Genomic DNA, 16588 nt, shown 5'->3' with positions numbered 1-16588 from the left:
AGTGACGCCAGACTAGTGGGCTATGGCTTTAATGAAAACTGAATAATAATGAGCGAAACATTCACGTTTGGAGAAAGGCTGTGGACCTGGTGCAACTGGAGATCTTCAAGGCCGTGGCAGAACAGGGCAGCATCAGTGCCGCCGCGCAGCACATTCATCGGGTGCCGTCCAACCTGACCACGCGCATCAAGCAACTGGAAGAAGACTTGGGCGTGGAACTGTTCATTCGCGAGAAGAGCCGCCTGCGCCTCTCGCCTGCGGGCTGGAATTTTCTCGAATACACCCGGCGCATCCTCGACTTGGTGCACGAGGCGCGGCTGACCGTGGCCGGCGAAGACCCGCAGGGCACCTTCGCGCTTGGTTCGCTGGAAAGCACGGCAGCGGTGCGCATTCCGGCTTTGCTGGCGGCATACAACCAGCGCTACCCCAAGGTCGACCTGGACCTGTCCACCGGGCCTTCGGGGACCATGCTCGAAGGCGTGCTGTCTGGCCGCCTGGTGGCGGCTTTCGTCGACGGCCCGGTGCTGCACCCGACACTGGAAGGCATACCGGTGTTCGAGGAAGAGATGATGGTCATTGCACCGCTCAACCACGCGCCCGTCACCCGCGCCCAGGATGTGAACGGTGAAAGCATCTACGCCTTCCGCGCCAACTGTTCGTATCGCCATCACTTTGAAAACTGGTTCGTCAAGGACCAGGCAGTGCCAGGAAAGATCCACGAGATGGAGTCTTATCACGGCATGTTGGCCTGCGTGAGCGCTGGCGCCGGCCTGGCCATGATGCCGCGCAGCATGCTGGACAATATGCCCGGCTGCAGCACGGTCAGCGCCTGGCCGATGTCGGAGGATTTCCGCTACCTGAAAACCTGGCTGGTGTGGCGACGTGGCACCGTATCGCGCAGCCTGAGCATGTTCGTGAAGCTACTTGAAGAAGGTCGCTCAACTCATTGATAGATAAATAATAAATAACAAGAATTGATGATTGATTGCCACCTGTTGCTGTGACGGCTACGCATCAGCCAGAACACCCGTACCCCACGAGGATCAGATACTAGGTAAGCCATCCTCTGAAGGAGGGTCGTACCATGCGAAACCACCACTATGCGCTCGGCGCGGCGTTGCTGATTACCCTGGCCATGCCATGGACCTTGGCTGCCGCCGCCGACCTCAATGCACCCATCGACATACAGGCCGTGCAGTTGCAACCGCAGGAACAGAACGGCGTGCGCTACGTGCAAGGCGGAATTGGCCAGGACGAAGCCAATGCGCTGCGCAAGACCACCGGTTATGACCTGCATGTAGAGCTTTCGACTGGGCCGCAAGGCAAGTTCCAGAGCGGTGCCACAGTCGACATCCAGAATGCACAGGGCCAGCCCGTACTCAGCGTCATGGATGCCGGGCCGTTGCTGTATGTGCAGTTGCCAGCCGGCAAATACAAGGTCACTGGCACCGCCCAGGGTGCGACGACGCAGCAATGGGTGACGGTGAACGGCAAGGCCCCCACCACCGTGAACCTGAATTGGCGCTGATGGGAGAAGGGGCGGGAGTACAGATGTGCTCCCGCCATAGCGCAGAGCCTGAATACATGAAGAAGCACGGTGCTCGGCAAGGCACATCTTGACGAAGTCATTACGCCATTAGTGGCAATTCACTTTCAACTTTCTGATTATTTGGACAATAATCACAAAACTATTACTTCGTGTGACCGTCTGGATGCGCCGGTCACCTCATAAAGATCGAGGGGCAAAAGCCCCCGCTTGCCGTGTAGACCATCAGGAGAGTCGTTGATGAAAACCCGTCTTGCAGCTTCGCTGGCTGCTGCAGTGCTGGCCTTTGCAGGGGCCAACCTGGCCCAGGCCGCACAGGTGTCCGGTGCCGTGGGCGCCACTAGCCAAGGTGACATGACCTACCGTATCGGCCTGTCATTCGACTGGGACAAGAAATGGCTGGAAAGCAGTACCGGCTATGTGAGTGGTTACTGGGATGCCGCCTACACCTACTGGGAGGGTGGTGACGCCAGCGGTGCGCACTCGCTGTCCTTCAGCCCGGTGTTCACCTATGAATTCAGCGGTTTTACCTACACGCCGTACATCGAGGCCGGTATTGGCCTGGCGGCATTTTCCAAGACCGATGTGGGTGACCAGCGCATGGGGTCGGCGTTCAACTTCGAAGACCGCATCGGTTTCGGCCTGAAGCTGCCTGGGGAGCAGAAGGTCGGGATCCGCGCGATGCATTATTCCAATGCGGGGATCAAGCAGCCTAACGACGGGATTGAGTCCTACTCGCTGTTCTACAGCAAAGGTTTCTGAAGCAGGGGGCTGCAACGCAGCCCCAGCCATTCAGAATGTGTAGGAGACCCCAGCCTGCACCGTCCGAGGTGCTCCCGGGTAGGCGTAGGTATTGAATGCACCTTCGTCATATTCCTTGTTGAACACGTTTTTCACGTCCAGGTTCAGGCGTACGTGCTCATTGAGCTGGTAGAAGCCCAGCAGGTCAACCACGGTGTACTGGCCCATATTGTAGGTGACCGCCTCGGTCTGACCATTACGGTCATCCACGTACTTCACGCCGATCCCCAGGCCCAGACCTTTGGCCAAGCCGTCCTGGAATTCATAGGTGTTGAGCAGGCTGAAGCTGTTACGTGGAATGTTTGCCAGGCGGGTGCCGGTGGGCAAGCGGTTGTCCTTGGTAACTTCGGCGTCGACATAGGCGTAGCCGCCGATCACCCGCCACTGCGGCGTGATGTTGCCCGCGATGTTGATGTCCAGGCCGCGGCTGCGCACCTGGCCGGCGGCGACGCTGTAGTTGGGGTCTGCCGGGTCGCGCGTCAGCACGTTTTCCTTGACGATGTGGTAAATCGCCGCGTCGACGCTCAGCTGGCGATCGAGCGCTTCCCATTTCACGCCCAGTTCGTAGGATTTGCCTTTCTCGGGGTCGAAACCGCGCCCCGTCGCACCTGCAGGCGCACCGCTGTTGGGTTTGAACGAACGTGCGGTGTTGACATAGACCGCCACGGTGTCGGTCAGCTCATAGAGCAGGCCGAAACGTGGTGTGACGCCGTTCTCTCCCTTGTTGAAGTCACCCGCTGCGCTGAGTTTGTTGACGTAGTCGTGCTCAAAGCGCTCGAAACGCACACCTGCCAAGGCCTTGAGCCGCTCTGTAAGGGCTACCTGGTCCTGAACGAAGAGTGCCCAGGTCTTGAGGTTTTCCTTGTCGTGGGTGGTGGTACGGGTCAGGGCCGGACGTGCCTGGCCCAGCACCGGGTCGAAGATATCGATCGGGTAGGCGGTGGCGCCTGCAGCGGAGCGCTGGATAATCGAGTTGTAGTCGTAGTCTTCGTACTCGATACCGGTCAGCAGCGTGTGGGCGAAGCCGCCGGTGTCGAAGTGGCCGGTAAGGTTGAGCTGGTAATCGCGGTCGGTCCACTCCAGCTTACGGTAGTTGAAGTTGCGCCCAAGGGTGCGGCCGTCGGGCTGCAAGCCATTAGCCTCCACGGCATTGCCTTTGAGCGAGCCGTCCAGCCACTGCATGCCGCCGCCCAGGGTCCAGTTATCGTTGAGCAGGTGCTCGAAGCGTAGCTGGGCCATGTTGTTGTCGTTGTGCAGCAGGTTGTCGCTGCCTTTTTCCCAGATGTTGGTGTCGCGCGAGGCTGTGCCGAGCTGGCCGGGCAGCCGTGTCAGGCCGCGGTCCAGCGGGTGGTTGTTACGCATGAAGTCGCCTTCGAAGATGAGCTTCGTGGCGTCATTGACCTGCCAGCTGATGACCGGTGCGACATCATACCGTTCGCTTTCCACATCATCGCGGAAGCTGTCGCCTCCTTCCCCCAGCATGTTCAGGCGGTAAGCCAGCGAGCCGTCCTGGTTCAAAGGCCCGGTCGCATCCAGGGTTGCCCGGTGCATGCCCTGGTCATCGAACTGACTGCCCAGAGTGACCCTGGATTCCGGCAGTGGCTGTTTGCTGACCACGTTGAACGTGCCGCCGGGGTCGCCGCGGCCATACAGGCTGGTGGCCGGGCCACGGATCACTTCCAGCCGCTCGACGGTATTGGCGTCCGGGGCGTTGGGGTAGCCGCGGTTGATCGGGAAGCCATTGCGATAGAACTCGCCGGTAGTGAAGCCACGCACGGTAAAGGTAGTCAGGCCCTGGCCGCCGAAGTTGTTGGCGCGGCCGACACCGCCGGCGTAGTCCAGGCCGTCCTGCAGGCGCGTGGCGCCGGTGTCTTGCAGCACATCCTTGGGCACCACGCTGACCGATTGCGGCGTTTCGTGCAGCGCCGTGTCGGTGCGGGTGGCACTGGCTGAGCGGCTGGCTTTGTAGCCTTGGACCGGACCATCGGCGCGTTCGCTGTCGGCGGTGCCGGTGATGCTGAGGGCCTGGAGTTCGATCTGGGCGGGGGCGCCGAGCGTTTCAGGCTCGGCAAACGCCAGTGGGGAGACAGCATGGAGCACACAAAGCGAAACGAATGTGCGACGCATCGACGATACGATCCTGGAATAGGGCGCTGAAGGGAGGGTGGGCAAGCGCCGAGAAACTACTACGAATCATTATCAAATACATTCTTTTTAAGTGGCACTGGTGTGCCAGATACCAACACGTGAAATCTGTGCCGGTCTCTTCGCGGGTCAAAGCGCGAAGAGACCGGTCAGGGCATATCAGCACTCAGCGAACGGCCTTGATCGCCAACACATTGCACAGCGGGTGTTCCAGCACATGGGCCGTGGTTCCGCCCAGGTAGGTCTGCATGGCGTCATGCCGGTGGCTGCCCATCACGATCACATCCGCCCGGCTGTGGCTGACAAACTGGGCAATGGCCCTGATCGCTGCGCCTTCCAGGAAGTGCCGCCGTTCCAGCGGGATCTGGTGATGGTCGCCCAGGCGGTTGAACGCAGCCCGCTGCGCAGTCCGCACGCTGCCATCGAAGCCGGGCATGGTCACGGTGCCGGCACCGAAGTCGGCGATATGGGTTTTGGCTGCATCGCACACATGCAGCAGGTGCAGCTCGGCGTTGCACTGCAGGGCCAAGGCGCGTGCGAAGTGAATCACCTGCTCATCCAGGTGCTCGCCAGCACCGTGGCTGTTGAGGTCCACGGCCGCGGCAATTTGCCGGGGCAGGGGCAGGCGGATGTCGCTGACCAGGTGCACGGCAACCGGGCTGTCCTTGAGCAACTGCCAATCCAGTGGCGTGACCAGCAGGCGTTTGAGCACCGGTTCGTGCTGCACATCCTTGACCAGCAGGTCACAGCCTTGCCGTTCGACCCGCTCCAGCACACTGCCCAGGGGGTCGCGGGTCAACAACAGTTCGGTTGAAACGTCCAGGCCCGCATTGCCCAACTGATCGGCCTCATCTGCCAGCCACTGGCGGTTGTCACTGAGCAGCCGCTCACGCTCGCGGCCATCGCCCATCAAGCCAAAGGTGTCGACATCGTCGACGAATACGTTGATATCCAGCAGTGCACCGCTGGACTCCGCCAGCGCCGCTGCGCGTTGCAGCGCTGGCGTATGGCGCATCTGCGGGCCGAGCATGACAAACAAGCGCTTGAATTGGCTCATCTCACACCTCCACGTGTGGCAGCCCCCCCCGGTTAGCTGGTTCTGTTGAGTCTAGACCCGTGTGCACCTGATAGAACCATGCCCGTTTTTCACCAGGCGCATGGCCGGGTGTGGCTGGCGCCGCGTGTCGGGTATGATGCGCGCCCTATCATTGTCACGAGGCCTGTCCCATGTCCCTGAGTGCTGAACAGATCGGCGAATATCGCGCCTTCGCCGAGCAGTTGGCCGATGCTGCCGCAGTGGCGATCAAGCCGTACTTCCGCGCCAGCCTGGATGTCGAGGACAAGGGCGGGCGCCTTTACGACCCTGTCACGGTGGCTGACAAGGCGGCCGAGGACGCCATGCGCGAGCGGATTCAGGCACGCTACCCTGACCACGGTATTCTGGGTGAAGAGGCAGGCGTGGCCATTGGCAGCAGCCCGTTGACCTGGGTGCTCGACCCGATCGACGGTACCCGTGCCTTCATCACCGGCCTGCCGTTGTGGGGCACGTTGATTGCCCTGAACGATGGCACGCGCCCGGTGGTAGGCGTGATGAATCAGCCATTCACTGGCGAACGTTTTGTCGGCACCCCGGAGGGTGCGTGGTGCAGCGGTACGCCACTGAAAACCCGTGCCTGTGCCGACCTGGCTTCAGCCACGCTGATGTGCACCACACCGGACATGTTCGATACCGCCGAGCGTAAAGCTGCGTTCGAGGCCGCTGCTGGCAAGGCGCGCTTGATGCGCTACGGCGGCGATTGCTATGCCTACTGCATGCTGGCATCGGGGTTTGTAGATGTGATTGTCGAGGCGAGCCTGCAGCCGTATGACGTACAGGCGCTGATGCCGATCATCGAAGGGGCGGGCGGGGTGATCACGGCCTGGGATGGCAGCAGCGCACAGAATGGCGGGTGCGTAGTGGCCTGTGGTGACCCGGCGCTGCATGCGCAGATGGTAGAGATGTTGCGCCACGCCATGTGAGCCACCTATCCCCGATCACTGCACTTTTTACGATTTCCGGGTTCTATGCTTGGCCAGGCTGCACTGACCCCCGGTGCGGCCGCCGAATATCGACCCGGTGCCGATGGTTGCAAGCTACCCGAATTTCCTCCCACGCCTGCTGCTGGCAGGCGCCCTCACATGCCTGTGCGCCTGCACCCAGGAGCAAGGCCGCGATATTGTCAGCCAGTTCGGCAACGGCAAGCCCAGTGAACTGTTCCAGACCAGCGTCGACCGCCTGGCCTCGCTGTCGATGCGCGACAACCTGCAAAGCCTGTACCTGCTGATGAACAAGCTGTACCTGCGCAACCCCAACCAGTGGAAGATGTCGGGCTACGTGGATGCCGCCACCGCTGAGCGGCAGATCCGTATGGCCATCGAACAACGCCAGCCACTGCCGCAACTGGGCAACCGCCGTGACCTGGCTGCGTTGAGCTACGCCCTGAGCCCGGAGTTTCGCGGAGATCGGGTGGGTGCTTTCATCTACGCCATCGGCAGCATGTTGATCACCGCGCACGGCGGGCGCACCGAGTTCTACATGACCGATACACTCGATCCGCTGTTCATCAACAACGCGGCGCGCAACATCGAAAAGGCCACCTGGATGCTTAGCCAACGGCAGGACGCCAATGGTGTGTTGCTGCTGTTTTCCAACGAGATTTCGGAAGAGGGCAGTAACCTGAGTTTTGCCGTGGAGTTCGGCAAGATCGTTGCGCGGCTGGACCTGTTAGCCGAGTTGCTGGATGAGCGCTATCGCCGGATTGGTTTGAATTACGCCCAAAGCCTGCTGCTGATGAACTTTTTGCCGGTGCAGTGAACCGCAGCCGTTGCGCAGGCCCTTGCAGGAGCGGCCTTGTGTCGCGAAAGGGGCGCGCAACGGCCCCAGGATTTCGGCTACCAAAGGCCATTGGACGGTTCAGAGCAGCGCCTGTATCGCCTGCCTGTAACGCTGCCCGGCCAGGCTCATGCTGTTGTTATGGGTGGCGCCCGGCACCAGCAGCAATGTTTTGGGCTGCCGGGCTGCGTCGAACAGCTGCTGGCTGAAGCGCGGGGGTACAAAACGGTCATCCGTGCCATGCACCAGCAGCACTGGCAGGCCGATGTTGCCGATCTTGTCCAGCGAGTCGAACTTCTGCGACATCAACCAGCGTACCGGCAGGGAGGTATCGGCCACCGCTGCCGCGACATCGCCCAAGGAGGTGAAGGTCGACTCAAGGATCAATCCGCGTGCCGGCGCCCCGACACCGTCTTTTTGCGCCTCACGTGCCAATTCACTGGCCAGTTCCACCGCTACCGCACCGCCCAGCGAGTGACCGAAGATCAGGCGCTTGCCAGCATCGGGCTGTAACTGGACAAAGCGCTCCCAGGCAACCCGGGCATCTTCGTACACCGTGGCCTCGGATGGCAGATCGCCCCGGCTTTGGCCAAAGCCACGATAATCCACGGCCAGCACCGAGTAGCCCATGGCATGCAGTTGCTCGATGCGGAACAATTGGCCGGTCAGGTTCCAGCGCACGCCGTGCAGGTACAGAACCGCCGGGGCATTGGCGCGTTTGGCCGGCCACCACCAGGCATGCAGGCTCTGGTTATCCCTGAAGCTGCGCGGGCGTAGGTCGAGTTCCTGCACGTCGCTGGGTAAACCGCGAAACCAGCTGGCCTGGCCAGGCTCTATGCGAAACACCAGTTCACGCTCCTTGTGCTGCAGCATGGCGCAGCCAGAGGGTAGGCCTATGACCAGCAAGGTGGCGCACAGCCAGGTGAGCCAGCGGCGGCGCAGGTGGGTAAGGAAGAGGGTAGGCATGTGCGATTTCTAGCAGAAGCACTGCGCCGGATGTTGAAAAAGTGACCGAATGGCAGGGTGGTTTGGTTGCAAGCTGTTTCTGGATGAAATGAAATATGACCGGCCTCGCGCGGGTTTACTCCCGAAGCGGCCGTGACAGGAACACTCTGTTCGGTAAACGAACGCCAGCTGCATCTGGCTTGTCCGCTATCCGCCCATCCAATCCCATCGCCGCATTGCCCAACCCCCGCCTTTTTGCTGTAGTGTGCCCACCCACCGGTTGTCGCCTGCCCCCGCAACCCGCAACCGGCCCGATAGAATGACCGTGACGACCGCAACCACCGCCCACAAGGCCGTAGGAAGCGGCGACCAGAAGAATAACGATACCGAGTGCCTTGCCTATGGAAAGCCGCCTGCTGAGCGAGCGCAGTAGCGTGTTTCACCACGCCGACCCTTATGCTGTGTCCGATTATGTGAACCAGCATGTAGGCCAGCATTGCATCGGTCTGTCCCGTACCACCCATCCCCAGGCCAGCCTCAGCCATCGCAAGTTCGCCGAACTCGACCTGTGCCGCATCAGCTACGGGGGCAGCGTTCGCGTGACTTCGCCAGCGCTGGAAACCATTTATCACCTGCAAGTGTTGCTCAACGGCAACTGCCTGTGGCGTGGGCACAAGCGCGAGCAGCATCTGGTGCCGGGCGAGCTGCTGCTGATCAACCCGGATGACCCGGTTGACCTGACCTACTCGGAAGACTGCGAGAAGTTCATCCTTAAAGTGCCAACCCGGCTGCTGGATTCAATCTGCGACGAACAGCGTTGGCAGCGGCCCGATGGCGGCGTGCGGTTCTTGCGCAACCATTATCGGCTGGATGAACTGGACGGCTTCGTCAACCTGCTGGCCATGGTTTGCCATGAAGCAGAGGTGAGCGATTCGCTGCCCAGGGTGCAGGGGCACTACAGCCAGATTGTCGCCAGCAAGTTGTTGACCCTGATGAGCACCAATATCCGCCGCGAATGCCTGAGCGCACCGCAGGCGGGCCTTGAGCGCATTCTTGATTACATCGAGCGCAACCTGAAACTGGAGCTGTCGGCTGAAGTGCTGGCAGAGCAGGCCTGCATGAGTGTGCGTTCGCTGTATGCGTTGTTCGACCAGCACTTGGGCATCACGCCCAAGCATTACGTGCGCCAGCGGAAACTGGAACGGGTGCATGCGTGCCTGAGCGACCCGACTTGCGGTGTGCGCAGTGTGACCGAGCTTGCCCTGGATTACGGCTTCCTTCACCTAGGCCGGTTTTCCGAAGTGTATCGGCAGCAATTTGGCGAGCTGCCTTCGCAGACGTTCAAGTGCCGGGGTGAGGCGCGCTAGCAAGGCCACCTGATAGTTCTGCCAGTTGTTGGCATTTCATGCACAGCCCACCATTTGCCTTATTTCGGGTAAAGGGTGGGAACCATGTCGACATCGCAGATTTCATCTTGTGCACTCCAGTACACCGTTTATGGGCGTGATGGGGGCGAGCAAAGCGCATCCCTGCTGCGCTACAGCGGTCAGAGAAAAGAGTCGGCCACAGGGCACTACTTGCTGGGGAATGGATACCGTGCGTTCGATCCGGTTTTGATGAGATTCCATCGCCCTGACAGCATGAGCCCTATGGGTGCTGGAGGATTAAATTGTTACGCCTACTGCGGCGGGGATCCCGTTAACAACACTGACCCAAGCGGGCACATGAAGCTTCCCCAAGTGAGGTTGCAGAGCATTCGCCCTAAGGCAGGGTTTCACATGCGAAATCCAGGCTTTAAAGGGGAAAATACGGTTTCTCCAGCTGTAACAGAGCGTGTCGTGGGAACGGTTAATGAACTAGGTCGTAATTACGGGAGCCAGTTGAACCGAATAATGACATCGGCGGATTGGACTGGTCCGCAGTTATTACTCGTGGAAGGTGCAACACAGAAACTGATCAGCAACTATGGAGAGAACTTGAAACGGGAAGCTGGTTTGACAGTCATCCAAGCTGCAGCACCCATCAGTTCGCAGGATCGACTAAGCGAGGCGATCGGCGTGCTCGTTCCGCTCTACGAAAAGATGAAACTAGCCAAAGATACTCCTAGTGCCATCAGCTGGCTCCATGATCCCGGACGTATGGTCCCAAAAGTACGAGATCCCGGCAGAACTGGATAGCACTCTGCACAATCCGGATAGTCCCCCGCCAGTCGTCTCCCTAACCTGACCAGGTCTTAACAATAACAATGGAGACCCTGGCCATGTCCCTGGGATTCGACTACCTCAATGCCATGCTCGAGGACGACCGTGAAAAGGGCATCTACCGCTGCAAGCGCGAGATGTTCACTGACCCACGCCTGTTCGACCTGGAAATGAAACACATCTTCGAGGGCAACTGGATTTATCTGGCCCACGAAAGCCAGATCCCCGAGAAGAACGACTTCCTCACCCTGACCATGGGGCGCCAGCCGATTTTCATCGCGCGCAACAAGGACGGTGAGCTCAATGCCTTCCTCAACGCCTGCAGCCACCGCGGCGCCATGCTGTGCCGGCACAAGCGCGGTAACCGCTCCAGCTACACCTGCCCGTTCCACGGCTGGACGTTCAACAACAGCGGCAAACTGCTGAAGGTGAAAGACCCGAGCAACGCCGGCTACCCCGACAGCTTCAACTGCGACGGCTCCCACGACCTGACCAAGGTGGCGCGCTTCGAGTCATACCGGGGCTTTTTGTTCGGCAGCCTGAATGCCGATGTGAAACCCCTGGTGGAGCACCTGGGCGAATCGGCCAAGATCATCGACATGATCGTTGACCAGTCGCCGGAAGGTCTGGAAGTGCTGCGCGGTGCCAGCTCGTACATCTACGAAGGCAACTGGAAACTCACTGCCGAGAACGGCGCCGACGGCTACCACGTCAGCTCCGTGCACTGGAACTACGCCGCTACCCAGAACCAGCGCAAGCAGCGCGAGGCGGGCGACGAGATCAAGACCATGAGCGCCGGTGCCTGGGCCAAGCAGGGCGGCGGCTTCTACTCCTTCGACCACGGCCACCTGCTGCTGTGGACCCGCTGGGCCAACCCGGAAGACCGCCCAGCCTATGAGCGCCGTGATCAACTGGCCGCTGACTTCGGCCAGGCGCGTGCCGACTGGATGATCGAGAACTCGCGCAACCTGTGCCTGTACCCGAACGTGTACCTGATGGACCAGTTCAGCTCGCAGATCCGCGTTGCCCGGCCGATTTCGGTGAACAAGACCGAAATCACCATCTACTGCATCGCGCCCAAAGGCGAGAGCGCCGATGCCCGCGCCAAGCGCATCCGCCAGTACGAAGACTTCTTCAATGTCAGCGGCATGGCCACCCCCGACGACCTGGAAGAGTTCCGCTCCTGCCAGACCGGCTACGGCGGTGGTACCGGCTGGAACGACATGTCCCGTGGTGCAGCCCACTGGGTGGACGGCGCCGATGAAGCGGCCAGGGAAATCGACCTCAAGCCGCTGTTGTCCGGCGTGCGCACCGAAGACGAAGGCCTGTTCGTGCTGCAGCACAAGTACTGGCAGGACACCATGATCCAGGCCCTGAAGGACGACCAGCAACTGATCCCCGTGGAGGCCGTGCAATGAGCCTTTATGAGACTGTGCGCGACTTGCTCTACCGCGAAGCGCGCTACCTGGACGACGCCCAGTGGGACCAGTGGCTGGAGCTGTACGCCAGCGACACCAGCTTCTGGATGCCGAGTTGGGACGATGACGACACCCTCACCGAAGACCCACAAAGCGAAATCTCGCTGATCTGGTACGGCAACCGTGGCGGCCTGGAAGACCGTGTGTTCCGCATCAAGACCGAGCGCTCCAGTGCGACCGTGCCCGACACCCGCACTTCGCACAACATCAGCAACATCGAGATCGTCGAGCAGGGCGAGGGCAGCTGCCAGGTGCGTTTCAACTGGCACACCCTGAGCTTCCGCTACAAGACCACGGACAGCTACTTCGGCACCAGTTTCTACACCCTCGACCTGCGCGGCGAACAGCCGTTGATCAAGGCCAAGAAGGTGGTGCTGAAGAACGATTACGTGCGCCAGGTCCTCGACATCTACCACATCTGATACAGGGTTTTGCGAGCACTGCCCGGTGCGTCATGCGACGCGCCGTGGGCTGGCTCGCCTGCGAGGTGCAACATGAGCTACCAGATCGCATTGAATTTCGAAGACGGCGTAACCCGTTTCATCGAGGCTACTGGCCATGAAACCGTGGCTGACGCTGCCTACCGCCAGGGCATCAACATCCCGCTGGATTGCCGCGACGGCGCCTGCGGTACCTGCAAGTGCAAGGCCGAATCCGGCCGCTACGACCTGGGCGACAACTTCATCGAAGATGCCCTGAGCGAAGACGAAATTGCCGAAGGCTACGTACTGACGTGCCAGATGCGCGCCGAAAGTGACTGCGTTATCCGCATCCCGGCCTCGTCGCAGCTGTGCAAGACCGAGCAGGCCAGCTTCGAGGCTGCCATCAGCGACGTGCGCCAGCTGTCGGCCAGCACAATTGCCCTGTCGATCAAGGGTGACGCGCTAAGCCGCCTGGCCTTCCTGCCGGGGCAGTACGTCAACCTCAAGGTGCCGGGCAGCGAGCAGAGCCGCGCCTATTCGTTCAGTTCATTGCAAAAGGGCGGCGAAGTCAGCTTCCTGATCCGCAATGTACCGGGCGGGTTGATGAGCAGCTTCCTGACCAGCCTGGCCAAAACCGGCGACAGCATGAGCCTGACCGGGCCGCTGGGCAGCTTCTACCTGCGCCCGATCCTGCGCCCGCTGTTGCTGTTGGCCGGCGGTACCGGCCTGGCACCGTTCACCGCCATGCTGGAGAAGATCGCCGAGCAGGGCAGTGAACACCCGCTGCACCTGATCTATGGCGTAACCAACGACTTTGACCTGGTCGAACTCGACCGCCTGCAAGCGCTGGCGGCACGCATCCCCAACTTCACCTACAGCGCCTGCGTGGCCAATCCGGACAGCCAGTACCCGCAAAAGGGCTACGTGACCCAGCACATCGAGCCCCGCCACCTCAACGACGGCGACGTGGATGTGTACCTGTGCGGGCCGCCGCCGATGGTCGAGGCGGTCAGCCAGTACGTGCGCGAGCAGGGCATTACCCCGGCCAACTTCTACTACGAGAAGTTCGCGGCGGCGGCCTGACAGATCGCCGGGGCCGCGCTGCGGCCCTCCCAATTGCCATTAACCGGGTCATGCAGGAAAAACATATGAACAACAGATTCCAAGGCAAGGTCGCCCTGGTCACCGGTGCCGCCCAAGGCATCGGCCGGGGCGTGTGCTGGCGGCTCAAGGCCGAAGGCGCGCAAGTGGTGGCGGTAGACCGTTCCGAACTGGTCCACGAGCTGGCTGGCGAGGGCGTGCTCACCCTCACTGCCGACCTGGAACAACACACCGACTGCGCCCGGGTCATGGCCAGCGCGGTGGAAACCTTTGGCCGCATCGACATCCTGGTCAACAACGTCGGCGGCACCATCTGGGCCAAGCCTTTCGAGCACTACGAGGTCGAGCAGATCGAGGCCGAAGTGCGCCGTTCGCTGTTCCCCACCTTGTGGTGCTGCCATGCCGCGCTGCCCTACATGCTTGAACGCGGCAGCGGCGCCATCGTCAACGTTTCGTCCATCGCCACCCGTGGTGTCAACCGTGTGCCCTATGGCGCGGCCAAAGGCGGCGTCAATGCCCTTACCGCGTGCCTGGCCTTTGAAACTGCTGGCCGTGGCATTCGTGTCAACGCCACCGCACCCGGCGGCACCGAAGCACCGCCGCGGCGGGTACCGCGCAACAGTGCAGAGCAGAGCGAGCAGGAAAAACACTGGTACCAGCAGATCGTCGACCAGACCCTCGACAGCAGCCTGATGCACCGTTACGGCAGCATCGACGAGCAAGTGGGCGCGATCCTGTTTCTGGCGTCGGACGAAGCCTCGTACATCACCGGCGTGACCCTGCCGGTAGGGGGCGGCGACCTCGGCTAAGCAGCAACCTCAAGGCAACAGCTTTCCTCCACAACAAAAACAAGAGCGACAGATGCCATGCGAACCCTTGACGTACACCCGATCATCGACAACGCGCGTTTCACCCCGTTTCACTGGATGGTCATGGCCTGGTGCGGCCTGCTGCTGATTTTCGACGGCTATGACTTGTTCATCTACGGCGTGGTACTGCCGGTGATCATGAAAGAGTGGGGCCTGACCCCGTTGCAGGCTGGTGCGCTGGGCAGCTACGCGCTGTTCGGCATGATGTTCGGCGCCCTGGCTTTCGGCAGCCTGGCCGACCGCATCGGGCGCAAGAAGGGCATTGCCATCTGTTTCGCCTTGTTCTCGGGGGCAACCATCCTCAATGGCTTCGCCAGCAGCCCGAGCGAGTTTGGCATCTACCGCTTCATTGCCGGCTTGGGCTGTGGCGGCCTGATGCCCAACGCCGTGGCATTGATGAACGAGTACGCACCCAAACGGCTGCGCAGCACGCTGGTGGCAATCATGTTCAGTGGCTATTCGCTGGGCGGCATGCTTTCGGCGGGCGTGGGCATCTTCATGTTGCCGCGCTTCGGTTGGGAGTCGATGTTCTTCGCGGCTGCAGTACCCCTGTTGCTGTTGCCGGTGATCCTCTACTACCTGCCGGAATCCATCGGCTTCCTGGTGCGCCAGGGCCGCAACGATGAAGCGCGCAAGCTGCTCAAGCGGTTGGACCCAGGGTGCGATGTGCAGGCTGATGACGTATTGGAGGCGGCTGACCGCAAAGGCAGCGGGGCCTCGGTACTGGCGCTGTTCCGCAACGGCCTGGCCGTGCGCACCCTGGCGTTGTGGCTGGCGTTCTTCTGCTGCCTGTTGATGGTTTACGCACTCAGCTCCTGGTTGCCGAAACTGATGGCCAACGCTGGCTACAGCCTGGGTTCCAGCCTGTCGTTCCTGCTGGCGTTGAACTTCGGCGGCATGGCCGGGGCAATTCTCGGCGGCTGGCTGGGCGACCGCTACAACCTGGTCAAGGTCAAGGTGGCGTTCTTCATTGCCGCCGCACTGTCGATCAGCCTGCTGGGTGTCAACAGCCCGATGCCGGTGTTGTACCTGCTGATCTTCATTGCCGGCGCCACCACCATTGGAACGCAGATCCTGCTGTATGCCGGTGCCGCGCAAATGTATGGGCTGTCGGTGCGTTCCACGGGGCTTGGCTGGGCCTCGGGTATCGGCCGCAACGGCGCCATCGTCGGCCCCTTGCTGGGCGGTGCACTGATGGGCATCAACCTGCCCCTGCAACTCAACTTCATCGCCTTCGCCATCCCTGGCGCCATTGCCGCGCTAGCCATGGCCGTGCACCTGGCCAGCGGCCGTCGGCAAGCCCAGGCCGTGGTGGCGCAGGCATGACCCGAAAATAACAAGATGAGGTAACCCAAAATGACCGTGAAAATTGCCCACACTGCCGAAGTGCAGCGGTTCTTCGAGGAGGCCGCGGGCATTGGCAACGATGAAGGCAGCCCACGCCTGAAACGTATCGTGCAACGCGTGCTGCAAGACACCGCACGGTTGATCGAAGACCTGGAAGTCAGCGAAGACGAGTTCTGGCATGCCGTCGACTACCTCAACCGCCTGGGCGGGCGCGGCGAGGCCGGGCTGCTGGTGGCGGGCCTGGGCATCGAGCACTTTCTCGACTTGTTGCAGGATGCCAAGGACGAACAGGCAGGGTTTACCGGCGGTACACCCCGTACCATCGAAGGCCCGCTGTATGTTGCAGGCGCGCCCATCGCTCACGATGAAGTGCGCATGGACGACGGCAGTGAAGACGGCGTGGCCACGGTGATGTATCTGCAAGGCCAGGTATTCGACCCCCAAGGGCAACCGCTGGCGGGTGCCACCGTCGACCTGTGGCATGCCAATACCCGTGGCACCTATTCGTTCTTCGACCAGAGCCAGTCCGCCTACAACCTGCGCCGTCGCATTGTCACCGACGCAGAAGGGCGTTACCGCGCTCGCTCCATCGTGCCGTCGGGGTACGGATGCGACCCGCAGGGGCCAACCCAGGAATGCCTGGACCTGCTGGGCCGCCATGGCCAGCGCCCGGCGCACGTGCATTTCTTTATCTCGGCAGCTGGGCATCGCCACCTGACCACGCAGATCAACCTCTCCGGGGACAAATACCTGTGGGATGACTTTGCCTATGCCACGCGGGATGGGCTGGTGGGGGAGGTGGTGTTCGTCGATGGCCCGGCGGGGCGGCATGCGCAGCTGAAGTTCGACTTCCAGTTGCAG

15 protein-coding genes and 1 pseudogene are annotated in these 16588 nt (G+C 61.3%); 13 read left to right on the top strand and 3 right to left on the bottom strand.

Annotated elements, in window-relative coordinates; genetic code table 11:
- Window positions 1–80: 80 nt before the first annotated feature.
- The 3 genes from ptrR (at window position 81) to ACK1VC_RS04940 (ending at window position 2308) form a co-directional block, all read left to right on the top strand.
- Complete coding sequence (ptrR, locus tag ACK1VC_RS04950; protein WP_096426100.1) at window positions 81–950, top strand: putrescine utilization regulator PtrR; 870 nt, start codon at window positions 81–83, stop codon at window positions 948–950.
- A 134-nt stretch (window positions 951–1084) separates the two neighbouring features.
- On the top strand, window positions 1085–1528 hold the full coding sequence (locus ACK1VC_RS04945) for a hypothetical protein (RefSeq protein ID WP_060517855.1): 444 nt from the start codon (window positions 1085–1087) through the stop codon (window positions 1526–1528).
- Window positions 1529–1786: 258 nt separating this feature from the next.
- A complete protein-coding gene (locus tag ACK1VC_RS04940; protein ID WP_016487236.1) occupies window positions 1787–2308 on the top strand; it encodes an acyloxyacyl hydrolase in 522 nt (173 codons plus the stop codon).
- 30 nt (window positions 2309–2338) lie between these two features.
- Here ACK1VC_RS04940 and ACK1VC_RS04935 read toward each other — a convergent pair whose 3' ends face one another.
- Together ACK1VC_RS04935 and ACK1VC_RS04930 are read right to left on the bottom strand one after the other, a co-directional pair.
- Window positions 2339–4474: a TonB-dependent siderophore receptor gene (locus ACK1VC_RS04935; RefSeq protein WP_449117868.1), complete on the bottom strand. Its 2136-nt coding sequence runs from the start codon at window positions 4472–4474 to the stop codon at window positions 2339–2341.
- Between the two features lie 184 nt (window positions 4475–4658).
- Window positions 4659–5549 carry a universal stress protein gene (locus ACK1VC_RS04930; protein ID WP_191086613.1) on the bottom strand — a complete coding sequence of 297 codons (891 nt, stop codon included), beginning with the start codon at window positions 5547–5549 and terminating at the stop codon, window positions 4659–4661.
- Window positions 5550–5719: 170 nt separating this feature from the next.
- Between ACK1VC_RS04930 and hisN the strand changes: the two genes are divergently transcribed.
- Both hisN and ACK1VC_RS04920 read left to right on the top strand, forming a co-directional pair.
- Window positions 5720–6511: a histidinol-phosphatase gene (hisN, locus tag ACK1VC_RS04925; protein ID WP_060517852.1), complete on the top strand. Its 792-nt coding sequence runs from the start codon at window positions 5720–5722 to the stop codon at window positions 6509–6511.
- Between the two features lie 103 nt (window positions 6512–6614).
- On the top strand, window positions 6615–7346 hold the full coding sequence (locus tag ACK1VC_RS04920) for a hypothetical protein (RefSeq protein WP_024717498.1): 732 nt from the start codon (window positions 6615–6617) through the stop codon (window positions 7344–7346).
- A gap of 99 nt (window positions 7347–7445) precedes the next feature.
- Here ACK1VC_RS04920 and ACK1VC_RS04915 read toward each other — a convergent pair whose 3' ends face one another.
- Window positions 7446–8330 (bottom strand): alpha/beta hydrolase, encoded by an 885-nt coding sequence (locus ACK1VC_RS04915; RefSeq protein ID WP_016487231.1) that lies wholly within the window; start codon window positions 8328–8330, stop codon window positions 7446–7448.
- Between the two features lie 380 nt (window positions 8331–8710).
- Between ACK1VC_RS04915 and benR the strand changes: the two genes are divergently transcribed.
- The 8 genes and pseudogenes from benR to catA form a co-directional block, all read left to right on the top strand.
- On the top strand, window positions 8711–9676 hold the full coding sequence (benR, locus tag ACK1VC_RS04910; RefSeq protein ID WP_060517850.1) for a benABC operon transcriptional activator BenR: 966 nt from the start codon (window positions 8711–8713) through the stop codon (window positions 9674–9676).
- A gap of 111 nt (window positions 9677–9787) precedes the next feature.
- Window positions 9788–10036, top strand: a pseudogene (locus ACK1VC_RS04905) (RHS repeat-associated core domain-containing protein); the annotation flags it as partial.
- A 533-nt stretch (window positions 10037–10569) separates the two neighbouring features.
- Window positions 10570–11928, top strand: coding sequence for a benzoate 1,2-dioxygenase large subunit (gene benA, locus ACK1VC_RS04900; RefSeq protein WP_016487229.1), 1359 nt, complete (start codon window positions 10570–10572; stop codon window positions 11926–11928).
- A complete protein-coding gene (gene benB, locus ACK1VC_RS04895; RefSeq protein ID WP_191086612.1) occupies window positions 11925–12410 on the top strand; it encodes a benzoate 1,2-dioxygenase small subunit in 486 nt (161 codons plus the stop codon). Before benA ends, benB begins: the two co-directional genes overlap by 4 nt.
- 72 nt (window positions 12411–12482) lie before the next feature.
- Entirely contained in the window at window positions 12483–13493 is a 1011-nt protein-coding gene (gene benC / locus ACK1VC_RS04890) for a benzoate 1,2-dioxygenase electron transfer component BenC (RefSeq protein ID WP_060517846.1), read from the top strand.
- Window positions 13494–13558: 65 nt separating this feature from the next.
- Window positions 13559–14320: a 1,6-dihydroxycyclohexa-2,4-diene-1-carboxylate dehydrogenase gene (locus tag ACK1VC_RS04885; RefSeq protein ID WP_016487226.1), complete on the top strand. Its 762-nt coding sequence runs from the start codon at window positions 13559–13561 to the stop codon at window positions 14318–14320.
- Between the two features lie 57 nt (window positions 14321–14377).
- Window positions 14378–15706, top strand: coding sequence for an MFS transporter (locus tag ACK1VC_RS04880; protein WP_016487225.1), 1329 nt, complete (start codon window positions 14378–14380; stop codon window positions 15704–15706).
- A gap of 30 nt (window positions 15707–15736) precedes the next feature.
- A partial coding sequence (gene catA, locus ACK1VC_RS04875; RefSeq protein WP_449117867.1) for a catechol 1,2-dioxygenase occupies window positions 15737–16588 on the top strand: 852 nt, incomplete at its 3' end.

The sequence above is a fragment of the Pseudomonas sp. XP2 genome (assembly GCF_053557975.1).
The sequence above is the reverse complement of the archived record's forward strand: the minus strand, read 5'-3'. Positions and strand labels throughout refer to the sequence as shown.